This is a genomic window from Pseudomonas sp. EA_15y_Pfl1_P101, from assembly GCF_963970835.1.
Lineage (GTDB): Bacteria > Pseudomonadota > Gammaproteobacteria > Pseudomonadales > Pseudomonadaceae > Aquipseudomonas > Aquipseudomonas tritici.
On the sequence record NZ_CAXAPA010000024.1, the window covers coordinates 28,989 to 47,784 of the forward strand.

Sequence of the window (18,796 nt, forward strand, 5' to 3'; positions counted from 1 at the left end):
AACAGTGCCTTAAATACCTGCCTCGACAAACGGCACGGTCAGGGCCAGGGCTGCGTCCAGGGCGCCAGCGTCTACACCACCGCCTTGCGCCATGTCCGGACGACCACCGCCCTTCCCGCCCACTGCCGCGGCGGCTTGCTTCATCAAATCACCGGCCTTGAGTTGGCCAGTCAGGTCCTTGGTTACACCGGCAACCAGAACGACCTTATCCTCATGGACACCGCCGAGCAGGATCACTGCGCGGCCGAGCTTGTTCTTCAACTGATCGACCAAGGCCAACAGCGCCTTGCCGTCCTGACCGTCCAGGCGCGCAGCCAACACTTTCACGTCCTTGACGTCCACCGCAGAAGCCGACAAATCATCGCCCGCCGCACTGGCCGCCTTGGCCTGCAACTGCTCCAGCTGTTTCTCCAGCGCACGGTTGCGCTCCAGCACAGCGGACAGCTTGTCGATCAGGTTGTCGCGACTGCCCTTGACCAGGCTGGCCGCTTCCTTGAGTTGTTCTTCAGCCGCATTGAGGTAGGCCAGGGCTGCAGCGCCAGTGACGGCCTCGATACGACGCACACCGGACGCTACACCCCCTTCGCTGATGATTTTCAGCAGGGCGATGTCGCCGGTACGGTTGGCGTGGATACCGCCACACAGCTCCACAGAGAAACTGCCGCCCATGCTCAAGACACGCACGTTGTCGCCGTACTTCTCGCCGAACAGCGCCATGGCGCCTTTGGCCTTGGCGGTCTCGATGTCGGTTTCTTCGGTTTCTACTGGGGTGTTCTTGCGAATCTCAGCGTTGACGATGTCTTCCAGGGCCTTGATCTGCTCGGGCTTGATCGCTTCAAAGTGGCTGAAGTCGAAGCGCAGGCGCTGGCTGTCAACCAACGAACCTTTCTGCTGAACGTGCTCGCCCAGTACCTGGCGCAGCGCGGCGTGCAGCAGGTGAGTGGCCGAGTGATTCAACGCGGTCGCATGGCGTACATCGGCATCGACCTGGGTGTCCACCGGCGCACCAACCGTCAAGTTGCCCAGCACTAACACACCGTGATGCAGGAACGCACCGCCGGTCTTGGTGGTGTCGCGCACCTCAAAACGGCCGGACGTCGAACTCAGGAAACCACAATCACCAATCTGGCCACCCGACTCGGCGTAGAACGGCGTCTGGTCGAGGACCACAACCGCCTCTTCGCCTTCACTCAACACGTCGACCGACTTGCCGTCTTTATAGAGGGCAACGATCTTGGCAGCGCCAACGGTAGCCTTGTAACCGATGAATTCGGTGGGCACGTCAACCTTGACCAGGGTGTTGTAGTCAAGGCCAAAGGAGCTGGCGGAGCGAGCACGCACGCGCTGGGCTTCCATCTCACGCTCAAAACCCGCTTCATCAATGGTCAGCTCACGCTCACGGGCGATGTCGGCGGTCAGGTCCATCGGGAAGCCATAGGTGTCATACAGCTTGAACACCACATCGCCTGGCACCACGGAGCCTTTGAGTTCAGCCAGGTCCTGCTCGAGGATTTTCAGGCCGTGTTCGAGGGTCTTGGAGAACTGCTCCTCCTCAGCCTTGAGCACGCGCTCGATAGTGCTTTGCTGCTGCTTGAGTTCCGGGAAGGCTTCGCCCATCTCGGCAACCAGTGCGGCCACGATTTTGTAGAAGAAGCTGCCAGTGGCGCCCAGCTTGTTACCGTGACGGCAGGCGCGACGGATGATACGGCGCAGCACATAGCCACGGCCTTCGTTGGACGGCAACACACCGTCGGCGATCAGGAAACCGCAGGAACGGATGTGGTCAGACACCACCTTGAGGGAAGACTGGCTTTCATTGGCACACCCAATCGCCGCGGCCGACGCGCTCAACAACTGGGTGAACAGGTCGATTTCGTAGTTGGAGTGAACGTGCTGCAGCACCGCACTGATCCGCTCCAGGCCCATGCCGGTATCCACCGACGGCGCAGGTAGCGGATGCAACACGCCATCGGCGGTGCGGTTGAACTGCATGAACACGTTGTTCCAGATCTCGATGTAACGGTCGCCGTCTTCTTCGGGCGAACCCGGGGGGCCACCCCAGATGTCGGCGCCGTGGTCGTAGAAGATCTCGGTGCAAGGGCCACACGGGCCGGTATCGCCCATGGTCCAGAAGTTGTCGGAAGCGTACGGCGCACCCTTGTTGTCGCCGATGCGAATCATGCGCTCGACGGGCACGCCGACTTCCTTGGTCCAGATGTCGTACGCTTCGTCGTCCGTGGCGTACACGGTAACCCAGAGTTTTTCCTCTGGCAGCTTCAACACGCCGGTCAGGAAGGTCCAGGCGAACGTAATCGCATCTTTCTTGAAGTAGTCACCAAAGCTGAAGTTACCCAGCATTTCGAAGAACGTGTGGTGGCGGGCGGTGTAGCCCACGTTTTCCAGGTCACTGTTCTTGCCGCCGGCACGCACGCACTTCTGGCTGCTGGTGGCGCGGGTGTAGGCGCGCTTTTCCTGGCCCAGGAAGCAGTCCTTGAACTGGTTCATCCCCGCGTTAGTGAACAGCAGGGTTGGGTCATTGCCTGGGATCAAGGAGCTGGAGGCGACACGGGTGTGACCTTGCTCTTCGAAGAAGCGAAGGAAGGCTTCACGGATTTCTGCGCTTTTCATTAGGTTCTTCCACGGAGGCTGCGGCCAAAGGCCAGTGCGCAACATCATCAGACGGAGCGACGGCAAAGGGCCGCATTATATCGGCCCTTTGCCGGGGGTACAGCGTGTTTATACGATTGAACGGTTCAATTAGACGGTCTGCAGGCTCATTTGCGCGAAAACTCGACGAATGCCTGCACGACTTGCTCGATCTGCGCCCGACTGACATCCCTATGCGTGACCATGCGCAGGCGCGGCGCAGTGCTCAACTTGATACCACGCTCGGCAGCAAAAACCTTCAAGGCTTCGGCCCGATCACCGATCTGCACGTAGACCATGTTGGTCTGTACCGGCTCCACTTCATAACCCACTTTGCGCAGCTCATCGCCCAGCCATTGGGCGTTAGCGTGGTCGTCGGCCAGGCGCTGCACCTGGTGATCCAGCGCATACAGCCCGGCCGCCGCCAGGGAACCGGCCTGGCGCATGCCGCCGCCGACCATCTTGCGCAGGCGCCTGGCCTTGGCGATCAACGCCGTGGAACCGCACAACACTGAGCCAATCGGCGCGCCAAGGCCCTTGGACAGGCACACCGACACCGAATCAAAGTGCTTGGCAATCTCACGCGCCTCCACGCCCAGCTTGACCGCGGCGTTGTAGAGCCGTGCGCCATCCAAATGCAGGGCCAGACCCTGTTCCCGGGTGAATGCCCTCGCCTTCGCCAGGTAGTCCAGCGGCAATACCTTCCCCTGCATGGTGTTTTCCAGTGCCAGCAGGCGGGTACGGGCGAAATGGAAGTCGTCCGGCTTGATCGCCGCCAGCACTTGGTCCAGGTCCAGGGAGCCATCCGCCTGCACGTCCAGCGGTTGCGGTTGGATCGAACCCAACACCGCTGCCCCGCCACCTTCGTATTTGTAGGTGTGGGCCTGCTGGCCGACGATGTATTCCTCGCCACGCTCACAGTGAGCCATCAACGCCAGCAGGTTGCTCATGGTTCCGGTAGGCACGAACAGCGCAGCGGCAAAGCCCAGGCGCTTGGCCAGCTCGGCCTCCAGACGATTGACGCTGGGGTCTTCGCCATACACATCATCGCCGCTGACAGCAGTGGCCATGGCGTCGAGCATGCCGGGAGTGGGTTGGGTCACGGTGTCGCTGCGCAGGTCGATCACAGACATGAAACAAGCCTCTAGGGGTTCAGTAAGTTCCTTTTGTGAGTGATTACTGCGGGCAAAGCCACGGAATATCAAGCCCCCGCTGCATTCAATCGAATACCGACCAAACAAACCGATATAGCTTATCGATACGGTGATCGTGCAGTTTGCGAAAAACCGTGTTAAAAACTCTCCGCCGCCAGGGTTCTGGTGGCAACGTTCTCAGGGCGGGGTGCAATTCCCCACCGGCGGTAATTACACGCAATGTGTATAGCCCGCGAGCGCTTGGCGCCTCGAACTGCTCACGCAGGACGGCGACAAGGTCAGCAGACCCGGTGTGATCCCGGGGCCGACGGTCATAGTCCGGATGAAGAGAGAACGGGATTGGCGCCTAAGGGCCGTGCACGAAATGTGCTTGCGTACCCTTAAATCCCATTCGATTCATAACGCCCTGTTTTTTTCTTAAACAGGAGTCAGAACATGCAACCCACCGCAATCGACAGCAAAAGCAAAAACCATCACGGCGAGCGCGTCGCGTTTATCCAGGCCTGCTGGCACAAGGATATTGTCGACCAATCCCGCAAAGGCTTCCTCGCCGAAATGATCGCCCAGGGCTACCAGGAATCGGATATTGATTTCTTTGAAGTCGGCGGCGCCTTTGAAATGCCCCTGCACGCCAAGCTGCTGGCCAAGACCGGCCGCTACGCGGGTATCGTCGCTGCTGCGCTGGTGGTGGATGGCGGCATCTACCGTCACGAATTCGTGGCCCAATCGGTCGTCAGCGGCCTGATGCAGGTGCAGCTGGAAACTGAAGTGCCGGTGTTCTCGGTATCGCTGACACCGCATCACTTCCATGCGGGCACTGAGCACCACACCTTTTTCTACGAGCACTTCGTGCACAAAGGCCAGGAAGCGGCGCGGACCTGCGCCGATACGCTGCACAAAGTGCGTGCGATCCGTCGCAGCGAGCCGCGTGCTGTAGCGGTCTAAACAATACCGCCAGGCCCAGCCTCAGAGCTGGGCTTGTGTGGGAGCTGGCTTGGAATTCAGGCCAAACCAGCGTCCGTCGTCGGCACAATCAATATCCCCGCCCGCAAGCCATTCTTCACCTTCGGGTTGGGAAAGATGATGCGCGCGCCCTCCTCTTCGATCACCCAACGGGTCTTGGCCACGTCTTCGGCCAGCAGATAGCCCTTTTCCAGTTCCGAAAAGTTTTCCACATCCGCCGGCAAGTGCATCAGGAAGGCATCGCTGTGCTTGATCACTTCACGCGCAACGGCGAACAGCTTCAGGCCTTCAAGGCTATCGGTATCAGGCTCAGTGCCTTCAATGATCTGCTTGAGGCGAGTTTCCAGACGCGACACATCCACACTCTGGTTCTGCCCAAACGGTCGCGCCTTGCCCAACTCCAGCGTGAAGGCCTCGGCTTCCAGCTGCTCGTAGGTAAACGCGGTGAAGGTGATCGAGGTCTTGTTTTGCAGCAGCACCGCTTGCATGCCGGCAGCGTTGAGGCGCGCCAGTTCGTGGCGAGAGTGCTGGCGACCTTCCTTCCACGGATACAGGGCAAACTGCTCGATCTTCGAGCCGCGAATAGCCGTGTGCAGGTCGTAATGCAGGCGCGAACGGTCAGGCACGCTGAAGAAGCTGCGGGCCAATTGCTCAAGCTCGGCGGCACGCATGGCTTCAGGGCCGATGTTTTTTTCATGACGGCCGTTGAACAGCCGGTTGACGTCCAGTTCGAGGTAACGCTCGCCGCGGCGCATGGCCTCGGGGTTGCCGAACAGGAACAGAATACGATTGCGGGGTTTGATCTCCCCACGGGCGATGCCATGCAACAGGCGGTCGAGCAGTTCGATCGGCGCGGTTTCGTTGCCATGGATGCCGGACGACAGCAGCAAGTCGCTGCCTTTGTCCTGGGCTTGCGGCGGGCGCACTTCAAGTGCGCCCTCGCTGAGCCAGCGCATTTGCACGCCGTCGACAGTCAGTTGAATTTTTTGCGCCGGTTCACGACCGGCGAGGGTCAGTTCAAGCAGTTTGCCGAGGGCGAGCATACGCAGCTTCCTTAGTGGTTGCAGCCTGGGCCGTGGACGTGATCGTCGTCATCACCTTCGACGTCGGCCGGTTCCATTTCCAGTTGCAGGCTCATCAGGTTGGTGGCCAATGGGCGCATGAGCAGGTTGGCGTATTCCGCGTCACCTTCTTCCACGTCTACGCCGATCAGCAGTTGGCCACGGCCGTCGTGCTGAATCCAGATTTCCTTGCCCTGCCAGACCACAGCGACGCGGGTGCAGGAGGTTTCCAGCTGGGTGCCGTCGGTGTCTTCAAGGATCAGTTTCAGGGTGTCGGTGGTCATAAAATAACTCTCAGCCATACGGCATTAATTGATCTGGAAAGGATAAACCGAGCCCAGTTTAAGGATTTGCGTCAGTTCATCCAATGCCGTCCGGCACTCCAGCAGCAATTGCGGGTCAGCCAGGTCGGTTTCACGAAGGCTGTCGCGGTAGTGCTTGTCGACCCACTGGGTCAGGGTTTCGTACAACGGTGCAGTCATGATAACGCCTGGATTCACCGCCGCCAGCTCGGCTTCGTTCAAGGCTACGCGCAAGCGCAGGCACGCCGGACCACCGCCGTTCTGCATGCTTTGCTTGAGGTCGAAGACTTTCACTTCACGAATCAGCCCGCCTGAAGCCGTGAGGCTTTGCAGGTAATGCCAGACGCGTTCATTGACGCGGCATTCGTCCGGCACGATCAGCAGCATTGAGCCGTCGGCACGGGTCAGCAACTGGCTGTTGAACAGGTAGGAACGCACCGCGTCCTCGACGCTGACCTGGGCGCGGGGCACGCAAACAGACTGGAAGTTGCCGCCCAACTTGCCCAGTTTGCCTTGCAGCTCGCCAAGCATCTGCTCGGTATTGAGGAACGCGTCCTCGTGATAGAACAACACTTCACCGTTGCCCACCGCGATCACATCATTGTGGAACACGCCGGCATCGATCACCGCCGGGTTCTGCTGGGCGTACACCACACCGTTATCCTTCAAGCCGTGCAGGCGTGCAACTGCCTGGGACGCTTCAAGCGTCTGGCGCGCCGGGTACTTCTGCGGCGCCGGGTAGCGGGGGTCGAACGCACTGCGACCGAACACGAAAAACTCAACGCCGGCCTCACCGTATTCCCGGCAGAAGCGCGTGTGGTTGGCCGCGCCTTCGTCGCCGAACTGCGCCACTGCCGGCAACGCAGCGTGGTGAGCAAAGTGCTTTTCATCGGCAAACATCGCGCCCAGCACACGGCTGGTGGTGGGGTGTTCGATGCTGCGGTGGTATTTGCAATTGAGGTTGGCAGCGGTGAAATGCACGCGGCCGTCGGCCGTATCAGCGCTTGGGCTGACGGTCGCGGCATTGGCTACCCACATGCTCGACGCCGAGCAGCTCGCGACCAGCAAAGGCATTGCCTGCTTGGCCGCCTGCTGAATCACCTGAGCATCGGTGCCGCTGAAACCAAGGCTGCGCAAAGCGGCCACGTCCGGGCGCTCCTGCGGCGCCAATACGCCTTGCACAAAGCCCATGTCCATAAGGGCTTTCATTTTTTGCAGGCCCTGCAACGCCGCTTCCTTGGGGCTTGAATGCTGCTGGCTGTTGCTCTGGGACGCGACGTTGCCGAAGGACAAACCGCCGTAGTTATGGGTCGGCCCCACTAGACCGTCAAAATTGACTTCATAGGATTTCATCGGCGAGGCTCCACGAACATCTGTTTTTATAGGCTTCAAATTACTTGAATACACCACAAATCAAGTGGGAGCGGGCTTGCTCGCGAATGCGCTGGATCAGTCACCTGAAATGTTGAATGACACACCGCTTTCGCGAGCAAGCCCGCTCCCCGATTTAGATCAGCGTAATGCCGGGGGTTAGTGTGGCTGGAACAACCAGGCTAGGCGTTTCCAGCGACGCCACCGGGTACGCGCAATAATCCGCCGCGTAATACGCACTGGCGCGATGGTTGCCCGACGCCCCTACCCCACCGAACGGCGCGGTACTGGCGGCGCCGGTCAGCTGTTTGTTCCAGTTGACGATGCCTGCGCGGCTTTCCAGCCAGAACTGCTGGTAGCGTGCCTCAGAATCCGACAACAAACCGGCGGCCAGCCCGTACTGGGTGTTGTTGGCCTCGACAATCGCCGCTTCAAAATCAGCGTAGCGGATCACTTGCAACAGTGGGCCGAACAGTTCTTCGTCTTCGCGTTCGGTCACGGCCGTCACGTCGATGATGCCTGGGGTCAGCAAGGCGGCCTGATCCTGAGGCTGAGTCATTTCCAACAACGCCACGGCGCCGTTGGCCAGCATCAGTTCCTGGGCGTCCATCAAGGCCTTGGCGGCGCCAAGAGAGATCACCGAGCCCATGAACGGCGCCGGTTGCTGGTCAAACGCACCCACTTCAATCGTCGCGCTGACCGCCACCAGGCGCGCCAGCAACGCATCACCCCAGGCGCCTTCCGGCACCAGCAAACGGCGGGCACAGGTGCAACGCTGGCCGGCGGAGATAAACGCCGACTGAATGATGGTGTAGACCGCCGCGTCCACATCGGCCACTTCGTCGACCACCAGCGGGTTATTGCCGCCCATTTCCAGGGCCAGGATCTTGTCCGGGCGCCCGGAGAACTGCTGGTGCAGGTGATTGCCGGTGCGGCTGGAGCCCGTAAAGAACAAACCGTCGATGCCAGGATTGGCCGCCAGCGCGATACCGGTCTCACGCGCGCCTTGCAGCAGGTTCAGCACACCCGCCGGCAACCCCGCGTCGATCCAGCACTGCACGGTCAACTCGGCGACTTTGGGGGTCAGCTCACTCGGTTTGAACAGCACAGTATTGCCCGCCAGCAACGCCGGCACGATATGCCCATTCGGCAAGTGGCCAGGGAAGTTGTACGGACCGAACACCGCAACCACACCGTGAGGTTTGTGACGCAATACGGCGGTGGCGTCGCCCAACGGGCCGCTCTTCTCGCCGGTGCGTTCGCGGTAGCTTTGCACCGAGATCGCGATCTTGTTGGCCATGCTGGTGACTTCGGTGGCCGATTCCCACAGCGGCTTGCCGGTTTCTTCGCCGATGCAACGGGCGATTTCATCGGCGCGGCTTTTCAGGGTGGCGGCGAAGGTTTCCAGCACGCTGATGCGTTCTTCCAGCGGGCGCTTGGCCCACGCAGGGAATGCCTGGCGTGCGGCCTGCACGGCGGATTCGACCTGCTCGGCAGTGGCGCCATTGCCGGCCCACAGTACTTGCTGGGTCACCGGGTTGCGCGATTCGAACAGTTCACCCTGGCCTTCCAACCAGCTACCTGCGATATACAGCGAATTCATTATTTCGACTCCCGGGCAGCGGACAACGGTACGGCACGCACTTGATCGCCGGCGATCAGCTGCAGGCGCTTGGCGGTGAGCGGGTCAACCACCAGGGTGCCTGCCGCCAGCCGCGCTGGGGCGGCGGTGATGCGGCAATCGTCGCGTTTACGGTTATGGATCAGGAACGGGGTGGCGTCGTCGCCGGGCGTGCCGATCGCCAGCACCAGCGCTTCGCTGTCGCGGACCGCGCGGATCTTACTGGTCTCGCATTCCACCGCAGGGCCGGCGTCGAAGATGTCGACATAGCCCTGGTAGCTGAAGCCTTCACTCTTGAGCATGCTCAGCGCAGGTTCGGTGTCCGGGTGGACCTTGCCGATTACGTTGCGTGCGTCTTCCGACAGGAAGCAGCTGTACAGGGGAAACTTCGGCATCAGCTCGGCGATAAACGCTTTGTTGCCCACGCCGGTGAGGTAATCGGCCTGGCTGAACTCCATTTTGAAGAAATGGCGGCCCAGGCTTTCCCAGAACGGCGAACGCCCGGCGTCGTTGGACACACCGCGCATCTCGGCAATGATCTTGTTGCCGAACAGTTGCGGAAATTCAGCGATAAACAGCAAGCGCGCCTTGGCCAGCATGCGGCCGTTGAGGCCGGTGCGGTAATCGGCGTGCAGGAACAACGAGCACAGCTCGGAATTACCGGTAAGGTCATTGGCCAGGAACAGCGTCGGAATCTCGCGGTAGATATTCAGCTCCTGGGAGGCGCTGACAGTCAGGCCGACCCGGAAGTTGTACCAGGGCTCGCGCAGGCCAACGGCGCCGGCAATGGCGGAAATACCCACCACGCGGCCCTCGTCGTTTTCCAGCACGAACAGGTAGTCGGCATCGCCGCGCCCGGCGTCGCCGCGAAAGGTTTTTTCCGCCCAGCCAACCCGGTGGGTCAGGCGCTCTTCGTTGGCCGGCAAAGTGGTGAGACCGGTGCCGGTGCTGCGCGCCAGATCAATCAGGGCCGGTAAATCGCTGCTGCGTACGGGACGAACGATCATGCTATCTCCTCAGACGGGCCGCCTGCTTCAGGCCACCCGCGAAACTCTGCTTTTAAACCGCTACCAAGCGCACGCTCGCGCCTTCGCCGACGCCCAAGGCCTCGGCGGCTGCCAGGTCCAGGGTCACCGGTTTGCCGGGCGCATAGTCCAGCTCCAGCATCACCGCACGGTAATCCTGCAACTGCACGTTGCTCACCAGGTACTGGCGCCCCACACCCTTGACCCTCTCGCCGATCTTTACCGGTACCACGCGGCTCTGGGCAATCGAGCGAATGCCCGAAACCCGTGCGTGCAGCGTCGGGCCACCGTCGAAAATGTCGATGTAATGGTCGGTCTCGAAGCCTTCGCGCATCAGGATGTCGAAGGTGATCTGCGCCCGTGGGTGCACCTGGCCCATCGCTTCCTGGGCTTCGTCCGGCAGCAGCGGCACGTAGATCGGGTAATGCGGCATCAGCTCAGCGAGGAACGTACGGCTTTTCAGCCCGCACAGGCGCTCGGCGGCAGCGTAGTTGAGGTCGAAGAAATTGCGGCCGATGGCGTCCCAGAACGGCGAATCCCCGTTCTCGTCGCTGTAGCCGACGATTTCGGTCACCACCGAGTCAGCAAAACGCTCAGGGTGGCTGGCGACAAACAGCAAACGGCCACGGGAGTTGAGCTCCGACCACAGCGAACCGACCAGCTCCGGCACCACGTAGAAACTGGTGAGCAGGCTGTTGCCGGTGAGGTCATGGCACTGGGAAAGCACGTGGATCTTGTTGTGGATCTTCAGCTCGCGGGAGGCGTGCACGAAGGTCTCGTTACGGAAGCTGTAGAACGGCTCCGAGTAACCGGCCGAGGCGACGATGGCCGAGCAGCCCGCGAGCTTGCCGGTCTCGGTGTCCTCCAATACGAAGAAATAGCTTTCTTCTCCGTTGAAACTGACCTCGGCCGCGAAGGACGCTTCGCTGGCAGCGATCTTGTCACTCAGGCGTTCCACATCGTCCGGCAAGGAGGTGACACCAATCGGGCTGTCCGCAGCCAGACGCTGTACCTCGCCCAGATCAGCCATTTGCGCGGGGCGCATCACCAGCATGGTGTCACTCCTTAACTCGAAAACTTCATAGAGGGAAAAATGCCGGACACGAGATCTGAGTTCACATACATCTCGATGTGCAAGCAGATCCATGTGGGAGCTGGCTTGCCTGCGATGCAGGCAACTCGGTCTGTCAGTTGCACCGAGGTGATGCTATCGCAGGCAAGCCAGCTCCCACATTTGACTCGGTCCGGCATATAGAATTTTTGCTCGACGCCCGATCGCCAGGCGCCGAGCGGTAGATCAAACTTGCGTCAGTGCTTTTACAGCACGCTCAAAACGCTCCAGGCCTTCGTTGATATCCGCTTCTTCCACCACCAAACTCGGTGCAAAACGCACCACATCCGGGCCAGCTTGCAGGATCATCAGGTTTTCTTTCTCGGCTGCGTTGAACACGTCCTTGGCCTTGCCTTTGAACGCATCGCTCAGCACGCAACCAATCAGCAGGCCCATGCCGCGCACTTCGGTGAAGATGCCGTATTGCTTGCCGATCTGCTCCAGGCGCGCCTTGAACAGGTCGTGCTTGGCGTTCACACCGGCCAGCACTTCAGGGGTGTTGATCACGTCGATCACTGCCTCGGCCACTGCGCACGCCAGCGGGTTGCCTCCGTAGGTGGTGCCGTGGGTGCCGACGACCAGGTGCTTGGCCAGCGCTTCGGTGGTGAGCATCGCTGCGATCGGGAAACCGCCGCCCAGGCTCTTGGCGCTGGTGAGGATGTCCGGCGTCACGCCGTAACGCTGATAGGCGAACAGGTGGCCGCTGCGGCCCATGCCGGTTTGCACTTCGTCGAACACCAGCAATGCGTTATTCGCGTCGCACAGTTCACGGGCACCTTGCAGGTAAGCCAGTTCGGCCGGCAGTACGCCGCCTTCGCCCTGGATCGGCTCCAGCACTACGGCGCAGGTCTTGTCAGACACGGCGGCTTTCAGCGCAGCCAGGTCGTTGTAAGGCACGTGGGTGATGCCGGTGATTTTAGGCCCGAAGCCATCGGAGTACTTGGACTGGCCACCGACGTTAACGGTGAACAAGGTACGGCCGTGGAAGCTGTTCAGCGCCGCGATGATCTCGTACTTCTCGGTGCCGAAACGGTCGAACGCGACGCGACGGGCCAGCTTGAACGCGGCCTCGTTGGCTTCGGCGCCGGAGTTGCAGAAGAACACCCGCTCGGCAAAGGTGGCGTCGATCAGTTTATGCGCCAGGCGCAGGGCCGGCTCATTGGTGAAGACGTTGGAGACGTGCCACAGCTTGTTGGCCTGTTCGGTCAGAGCCCCGACCAACGCCGGGTGGGCGTGGCCCAATACGTTGACCGCGATGCCGCCGGCAAAGTCGATCAGCTCGCGACCGGCCTGGTCCCACACGCGCGAACCTTCGCCACGTACGGGAATGAAGGCAGCAGGTGCATAGTTGGGAACCATGACCTGGTCGAAATCGGCACGTTGCACCGGGGCTTGCTCAACGGACATCGGAGTCTCCTGAAGAGGAACGCCTGCCTGGAACTGGCGGGCGATGCAGGGATTGTAAGGACAGTTTTCAGTAGGGCCTTGCCGCCAAGCGACAACTTCTTATAGCGCCAACCCGCGATTTTGGCGGGTTTACGCCAATGCGACAAATAGCATCGCAATGGCGCAGTTTAAACTAACTATCTAGAGCAGGCCGGGGGAAACGCACTGATCTACTGATGTGCTTTGTTGCCATTCAGAGTTGCGCCCATGAGCACGCCAACACCCCCTACTGATACCGTTCAGCCCGACAGCCACTATCACCTGCTGCAAACCGCCATTCCCGACTGGCTGGGCAAGGCCTCCAGCGCCAAGCACCAAGCCATGTCCCAAGCCCAACCAAAACCACTGCACACCAGCCCCGCGCTGCTGGGCGAACTCAAACGCCTGAACGCCGCTCACTGGAGCGCGCAAAATACCGTGGATGACGCGCTTAACAATGTGCAGGACCCCAGGACCTACGCACGTGGCATCCTCGAAGAAGCGCTGCTGACGCGCTACGGCCTGCACCTCAACAGCGAAGCCGTCTACCTGCGCCTGTACATTCCCCAGACCATCACGTTGTTTAAGCTACCGTCCGGTGCCGCGCGCACCTGGACCGTGTCATTGCTGGACGCCGCGCTGCACAACTTCGAGCAGGGTGAAACCGTCGAGGGCGCCTACGAGGCGGCATCAACCTTTATCACCCGCCCCACGCCCAGTGGACAGTTCTATACCCTGCCGGCCACGTTGGAAAAAATCAGCATCCGCGCGTTTACCGGCCTGTGCCGCGAACTGGATATCGGCGCGCGTTACAGTCGTTACCTGCGCCTGCAACTGGGTCTGACCGAACCGCTGAGCGCTGCTGTCATCCAGAACAAAGTCGAAACCAGCCAAAAAGCCGCCCTGCGTGCCGCACTGCATTTGGCGAAAATCGGTGCAGATATCAAGGACGACTTTGCGCAACAGGTCGAGGGGTTGTTACAAGGGCGCAGCGACCTGACGCTCGGCAACCTGCCACTGCGTTGCCACGGCTTGACGCTGATGGGTGCGCCGCTGGCCGGCATCCTGCTGCTTGCCCCCAACCTGGAAACCACGCGCACCGTGCAGCGCCTGGTCGCCTATGTGCCGGATGATCCACTGCATCCGCTCAAGGAATACCCATCGGCGCTGGCGTTCAAGCAGGAGCTCACCCGTCAACTGCGTGATGCCAATTACCAGACGTTTTTCAGCCGTTTCGTCTCCCATGAGCACCGCGGGGTGTTTTTCGCAGGCCTGAGCCAGCGCATGGCGCGCATTACCTGGCACCCGCCCGAGCATGGCAGCGGCCAGGCGCCGTGGCGCAAGGAGCCGACCGACGACCCCAAACTACAGTTCGTTGCCACCCCGATTCAGGACGATGCCTGGCAGCACCTCTATCAACAAAAACTCAACCAGATCCTCAACGACGCCCGCTCCCAGGCCGTGTCGACCGCCGAGGCCGATCGCGCAGCGCGGTGGGCGCGCTGGGACTCGTTCGTCAATGTGGCGTCGTCGATCCTCAACGCCGCGCTGCTTATCGTTGCACCGTTCATTCCCGGGCTGGGCGAGCTGATGCTGGCGTACATGGCCTATCAACTGCTCGATGACCTCTTCGAAGGTGTCATCGACTGGGCCGAAGGGCTTGACCAAGAAGCCTTTGGCCACTTGATGAGTGTGCTGCAATCCTTGGTACAGCTGGGTATTTTCGGCCTGGGCGGCCACATTGGCGTCGCCGAGCTGCGCAAAGTTTTGCCTCAGGAAGTGCTGACCTTTATCGATCGCTTCAAGCCCGTCACCCTGGCCAATGGTGCCAAGCGCTATTGGAAACCCGACCTTGCCCCTTATCAACAAGACATCAAACTGCCGCCGAAACTGGGCCATGACCGCCTGGGTCTGCACCAGATGCGCGGCGAGCCCATGCTGGCACTGGAAGACAAGCTGTACAGCGTGCAAAAAACTGCTGGGGACGAAGGCTATGTGATCAAACACCCTACCCGCCCCGACGCCTACGCCCCACGTCTGCAACACAACGGCGCAGGCGCATGGCACAGCGAACTGGACACGCCCTTGCAATGGGACGAACCCACCCTGCTGGGGCGCCTGGGACATGGCGCGCGCGGTCTGGGTGAGGCCGACCGACGCTTGGCCTTGAACCTCAGCAACGTCAAGGAAAACGCCCTGCGCCAGATGCACGTACGGGGTGAGCCGATACCGCCACTGCTGGACGATACCCTTGAGCGGCTGCGCATCGATCGCGACCTGCAAACCCTGATAGACCAGCTCAACAGCGACAACCCTGACGACCATGCCCAGATCGACCCCCAGGACACGCTCCAGTTGCTGACCACCCACGGCAACTGGCCCAAAACCCGTTCCCTGCGCATGCTCAACGCCGAAGGCAGGGCTGCCTGGGAGTTTGGCGACATGCGCATGCCGGTCGTGCAGATCCATGAAACCCAACTGGCCAATGGCGAACTGCTCAAGACCGTACTGCAAGCCCTCAGCCCGGAAGAAATCCGCGCCCAGTTCGACGAAAGCGCCGCTGACCCGCAACTGAGCCTGGATAACCGCGTCAAGCAACTGCGCAAAAAGCTTGGGCGACTCGCCGAACGCAATCGCACCGAGCTGTTCGAGTCGCGTTACGCCCAGCAGCAACTGGGCCAAGGTACGTCGACGCAGCAGTTGGCTCAGGCGGCGCCAGGCTTGCCGGCCAAGGTCGCTGCACACTTGCTGGACCACGCCAGCGCGAATGAACGGTCTGAGCTCGACCATCAACGCACACCACCGCGCCTCGCAGACTTGGCAAGCGCCGCACTGGCCGAACTGCGCCTGAACCGGGCTTACGAGGGTCAACACCTAATCGCATCCCCCAACCTGGACAGCGAAAGACTGGCCCTGAACACGTTGAGAGTCCAACCGGGCTGGTCGCCAAATATGCGCATTGAAGCCCGACACCTGACCGCCGACGGGGAGAAATGGCTGCACATCGGCTCGGATGATGCGCCGCTCTTACGCACGCTGGTGCGCACCGCCGACGGACGCTATGTCCCTCACGACGAAAAAGGCCCGCTGTTTGGCGAAACCGACCTATATACCGCGACGCTCAACGCCCTGCCCGACGCACAACGAAACGCCCTAGGGTTCCACGTCAATCAAGGCCCGGCGCTGCAACAACGCCTGCGGCAACACCCACTGCCCCGCGACGAACTGCGAAAAGCCCTGAATCCTGAGGTGATCCGCCCACCGAGTCGGGAAACACTGCACGCACTGGGAATGGATGCGGGCTACCGCGTTCAGGCAGGGCCAGCAGCGTTACCGTTGACCTTGGAGCAACGCGCACGGGCACTGTACCCGGCATTCGACGCGCGACAAATCAACGACGTGCTCAACTATCTGCGCAGCCAACCGGAAGGCGCTGCTAACGGCCTTGCGGCACTGGCCGAGGAGTACCGCCAACTGGACAGTGACCTGCGTACCTGGCGGCGACACGTCATCGACGTCCACCCCGACACTGGGCAGCCTTTAACCGCGCCCGAACGCAGCAACGAGCGCCAGAACCGGCGCATGATCGCCCAAGCGTTGCGACGCTGCTGGCGACGCGAAACCGAAGTCGACGACTACTTCGACGACCCCTCCGTTGATGGCCACAGCCTGCGACTGGAGTACCCGATCCTCGGCGCGCTGCCGGAACTGACGGCCAACTTCAACCACGTGTCGCTGCTAACGCTGAGCGGACACCCCCACACCCCTGGCGCCAGCGCGTTTGTGCAAGGCTTCCGGCAACTGCGTCACCTTTCGCTCAGGGGCTTTAACCTCGGTACCGTTCCAGACTCCATTTTTACCCTGCCACGCTTGAATTCCCTAAGCTTGAGCAATTGCCAGATACGCCTGGACCCGGCCAGCCAGGCCCGGATCGCATCGCTGCGCCGCTTGCAGACGCTGGAACTGGCTAACAACCCTCTGGGCCTGGCACCCAGTATCGAAAACATGCCCGATCTGATTCACTTCGACTTCTCGAACACCGGTATCGCGCAGTTACCCGCCGGAGCGCTGAGTCGCGCCGAGCTACAAGTGGCGCTGCTCAACGACAACCGAATCCAGACGCTGCCACCTGGCTTTTTTGAGATCACCCCGCAGAAAGCCAATACGTTCTTCCTGAGCGACAACCCGTTGTCGCTGCCCACGCTGGAACAGGTCAAGAACTACTACCAACGCCACGGCATTGATTTCGGAGCCGACGCACCGACCGCGCAGGTGCACGAGGCACATAGACTGTACCCAAGCCTGACAGAAACAGAGCTCAACCGATTGATCTACAACCTGCCGGGCACACTCGAAGCCGGCCGTATCGAACTGGCGCGCAGGGCTGCTGAGCTGGAAACACTGCAAGGGCAACTCAGCCAGTGGGAACAGACACCCGGCACTGCCCCACAAGAGGTTGAACGCAGAATCGCGCTGCGCCGGTTGCTGGAAAGCAGTTGGCGACGCGAATTGACCACCGGCAGCCAACAACGGCACTCGCTGATCATTCCCCGCAACCTGGCTGGCGAACTCCCCACTTTGGACGCTTCGTTCACGCACATTACCTCGCTGATGATCCGGGGCAACGACGTATTCATCAACGTCGAAAGCTTCCTCGACCGCTTTCCCGAACTGCGGTCGATCAGTCTTTATCGAGCGAGACTGGGCGATATCCCATCCGCGATTTTTGCGCACCTCAAACTCGAACTCTTGGATCTGGAAAACTGCTCAGTCCACCTGACGCAAACCAGCCGCGCGAACCTGGAACGCATGACCCAACTCAACTACTTGAACCTGAGCAACAACCCATTGGGCGAGACAGCGGACTTCAGTCAACTGACCCACCTGACTACCCTGCGTCTAAGGGACACCGGGCTTTCAGCCGTGCCCCTCAGCCTGTTGACGGAAACACCACGCGCCCTCATTGATCTGGGCGGGAACAGCATCACTGAACTGCCCCCCGAGCTTTTCGCGCTACCCAGCCACGTCAGCCAAGCAATCGACCTGTCTGCCAACCCACTGACGCGCCAAGCCCTTGAGCAGGTCAAAACCCACTGCCAGCGTACTGACGTGTTTTTTAATATCCAGACACCCGCCATACAACGAGGCCGCGCTAAAACGCTCTACCCCAAAAAACAGGAAAAAGACCTGAACAGATTGATTTTTGGACTGCCCGGCGACCTGGACGGCATCGATAACGCACTGATGGCACTTGAGGCGGACTACCATCAACTGGTCGCGGACCTCCAGCATTGGACTGAGGATATTCCTGAGCAGCATCCACTGGTTGGCGGCGTATTGGGTGACAGTCTGCGCGTCGAAGAAGAGCTCAATCGCCTGCGCCTGAAGCGTCAGCTTGAAAAGGCGTGGCGCCGCGAGACCCCGGAAGACACAGAAAGCCTGGAGGATCGTTTTTCTCACGCCGTAGTACTCGACGTGTCGATCATCGGCGCAATGCCAGTCTTGAGGGCAGGTTTCGAACATGTGACATCGCTCGAAATCAAAGGCGCATTCACCGTCACGGATGTGAATGGCACGCTTACCCGCTTCGGCGCCCTCCAGACCTTGATCGTCAGCCATTGCACGCTCGGTAAGTTGCCATCTGCGATTTTCAGCATGCCCCACCTGAACACGCTGGACCTGTCGCACTGCGAGATCAGCCTGACGACGACCGCGGCCCGGGCAATGGGTGACCTGCACAGCCTTGAGTATCTGCGCTTAGCCAACAACCCACTCAATAACGCGCCGGACGTCACCCACCTGCAACAGTTGAGCTCACTGCACTTACCGCACACGGAAATAAGCGAAGTGCCCGCCGGTGTGTTTCAACTACCCCTGCTGCAAAACCTCGACCTGAGCAGTAACTCCATTACGAAGATCCCAGCGCAACTGATGGAAATGCTGCAGGTGTTCGACGCGGACTCGGATTTGAGTGGCAACTCCTGGTCGCCAAAGAGCATGAGGCGCTTGCGCGCGTACTACCAACAGACAGGGATCGATTTCCAAATCCAAGACGTGACCGTGGATGAACACGGTGCCCCATTGGTCACGGAAGACGACGCCATGGATGAGGAGTAA

Annotated in this window: 11 protein-coding genes and 1 riboswitch; of the genes, 2 read left to right on the top strand and 9 right to left on the bottom strand. The window is 60.6% G+C overall.

Annotated elements, in window-relative coordinates; translation table 11 throughout:
• Positions 1-9 precede the first annotated feature (9 nt).
• Positions 10-2,628 carry an alanine--tRNA ligase gene (gene alaS, locus AACY36_RS26685; protein ID WP_339420759.1) on the bottom strand — a complete coding sequence of 873 codons (2,619 nt, stop codon included), beginning with the start codon at positions 2,626-2,628 and terminating at the stop codon, positions 10-12.
• A 146-nt stretch (positions 2,629-2,774) separates the two neighbouring features.
• Positions 2,775-3,779, bottom strand: a complete 1,005-nt coding sequence (ltaE, locus tag AACY36_RS26690; RefSeq protein WP_339420761.1) for a low-specificity L-threonine aldolase — start codon at positions 3,777-3,779, stop codon at positions 2,775-2,777.
• Between the two features lie 190 nt (positions 3,780-3,969).
• Positions 3,970-4,139, top strand: a riboswitch (FMN riboswitch).
• A 96-nt stretch (positions 4,140-4,235) separates the two neighbouring features.
• Between ltaE and AACY36_RS26695 the strand changes: the two genes are divergently transcribed.
• On the top strand, positions 4,236-4,745 hold the full coding sequence (locus AACY36_RS26695) for a 6,7-dimethyl-8-ribityllumazine synthase (RefSeq protein WP_065874001.1): 510 nt from the start codon (positions 4,236-4,238) through the stop codon (positions 4,743-4,745).
• 56 nt (positions 4,746-4,801) lie between these two features.
• Here AACY36_RS26695 and astE read toward each other — a convergent pair whose 3' ends face one another.
• The 7 genes from astE to AACY36_RS26730 form a co-directional block, all read right to left on the bottom strand.
• On the bottom strand, positions 4,802-5,806 hold the full coding sequence (gene astE, locus AACY36_RS26700; RefSeq protein WP_339420764.1) for a succinylglutamate desuccinylase: 1,005 nt from the start codon (positions 5,804-5,806) through the stop codon (positions 4,802-4,804).
• An 11-nt stretch (positions 5,807-5,817) separates the two neighbouring features.
• Positions 5,818-6,108: a hypothetical protein gene (locus AACY36_RS26705; protein ID WP_003214319.1), complete on the bottom strand. Its 291-nt coding sequence runs from the start codon at positions 6,106-6,108 to the stop codon at positions 5,818-5,820.
• A gap of 24 nt (positions 6,109-6,132) precedes the next feature.
• Complete coding sequence (gene astB / locus AACY36_RS26710; RefSeq protein WP_339420766.1) at positions 6,133-7,479, bottom strand: N-succinylarginine dihydrolase; 1,347 nt, start codon at positions 7,477-7,479, stop codon at positions 6,133-6,135.
• Between the two features lie 154 nt (positions 7,480-7,633).
• Positions 7,634-9,103, bottom strand: coding sequence for a succinylglutamate-semialdehyde dehydrogenase (gene astD, locus AACY36_RS26715; protein WP_339420790.1), 1,470 nt, complete (start codon positions 9,101-9,103; stop codon positions 7,634-7,636).
• Positions 9,100-10,125, bottom strand: a complete 1,026-nt coding sequence (gene astA, locus AACY36_RS26720) for an arginine N-succinyltransferase (RefSeq protein ID WP_065874005.1) — start codon at positions 10,123-10,125, stop codon at positions 9,100-9,102. Before astA ends, astD begins: the two co-directional genes overlap by 4 nt.
• 52 nt (positions 10,126-10,177) lie before the next feature.
• Positions 10,178-11,197 carry an arginine/ornithine succinyltransferase subunit alpha gene (gene aruF / locus AACY36_RS26725; RefSeq protein ID WP_339420768.1) on the bottom strand — a complete coding sequence of 340 codons (1,020 nt, stop codon included), beginning with the start codon at positions 11,195-11,197 and terminating at the stop codon, positions 10,178-10,180.
• A 243-nt stretch (positions 11,198-11,440) separates the two neighbouring features.
• Positions 11,441-12,661 carry an aspartate aminotransferase family protein gene (locus AACY36_RS26730; protein WP_339420769.1) on the bottom strand — a complete coding sequence of 407 codons (1,221 nt, stop codon included), beginning with the start codon at positions 12,659-12,661 and terminating at the stop codon, positions 11,441-11,443.
• 246 nt (positions 12,662-12,907) lie between these two features.
• Between AACY36_RS26730 and AACY36_RS26735 the strand changes: the two genes are divergently transcribed.
• Positions 12,908-18,796, top strand: coding sequence for a dermonecrotic toxin domain-containing protein (locus AACY36_RS26735; protein WP_339420770.1), 5,889 nt, complete (start codon positions 12,908-12,910; stop codon positions 18,794-18,796).

Excerpts from the sequence above, each read along its gene's own strand:
- aruF (WP_339420768.1), bottom strand. The coding sequence starts at position 11,197 with ATGCTGGTGATGCGCCCCGCGCAAATGGCTGATCTGGGCGAGGTACAG.
- astE (WP_339420764.1), bottom strand. The coding sequence starts at position 5,806 with ATGCTCGCCCTCGGCAAACTGCTTGAACTGACCCTCGCCGGTCGTGAA.
- alaS (WP_339420759.1), bottom strand. The coding sequence starts at position 2,628 with ATGAAAAGCGCAGAAATCCGTGAAGCCTTCCTTCGCTTCTTCGAAGAG.
- AACY36_RS26705 (WP_003214319.1), bottom strand. The coding sequence starts at position 6,108 with ATGACCACCGACACCCTGAAACTGATCCTTGAAGACACCGACGGCACC.
- AACY36_RS26695 (WP_065874001.1), top strand. The coding sequence starts at position 4,236 with ATGCAACCCACCGCAATCGACAGCAAAAGCAAAAACCATCACGGCGAG.
- ltaE (WP_339420761.1), bottom strand. The coding sequence starts at position 3,779 with ATGTCTGTGATCGACCTGCGCAGCGACACCGTGACCCAACCCACTCCC.
- astB (WP_339420766.1), bottom strand. The coding sequence starts at position 7,479 with ATGAAATCCTATGAAGTCAATTTTGACGGTCTAGTGGGGCCGACCCAT.
- AACY36_RS26730 (WP_339420769.1), bottom strand. The coding sequence starts at position 12,661 with ATGTCCGTTGAGCAAGCCCCGGTGCAACGTGCCGATTTCGACCAGGTC.
- astA (WP_065874005.1), bottom strand. The coding sequence starts at position 10,125 with ATGATCGTTCGTCCCGTACGCAGCAGCGATTTACCGGCCCTGATTGAT.
- AACY36_RS26735 (WP_339420770.1), top strand. The coding sequence starts at position 12,908 with ATGAGCACGCCAACACCCCCTACTGATACCGTTCAGCCCGACAGCCAC.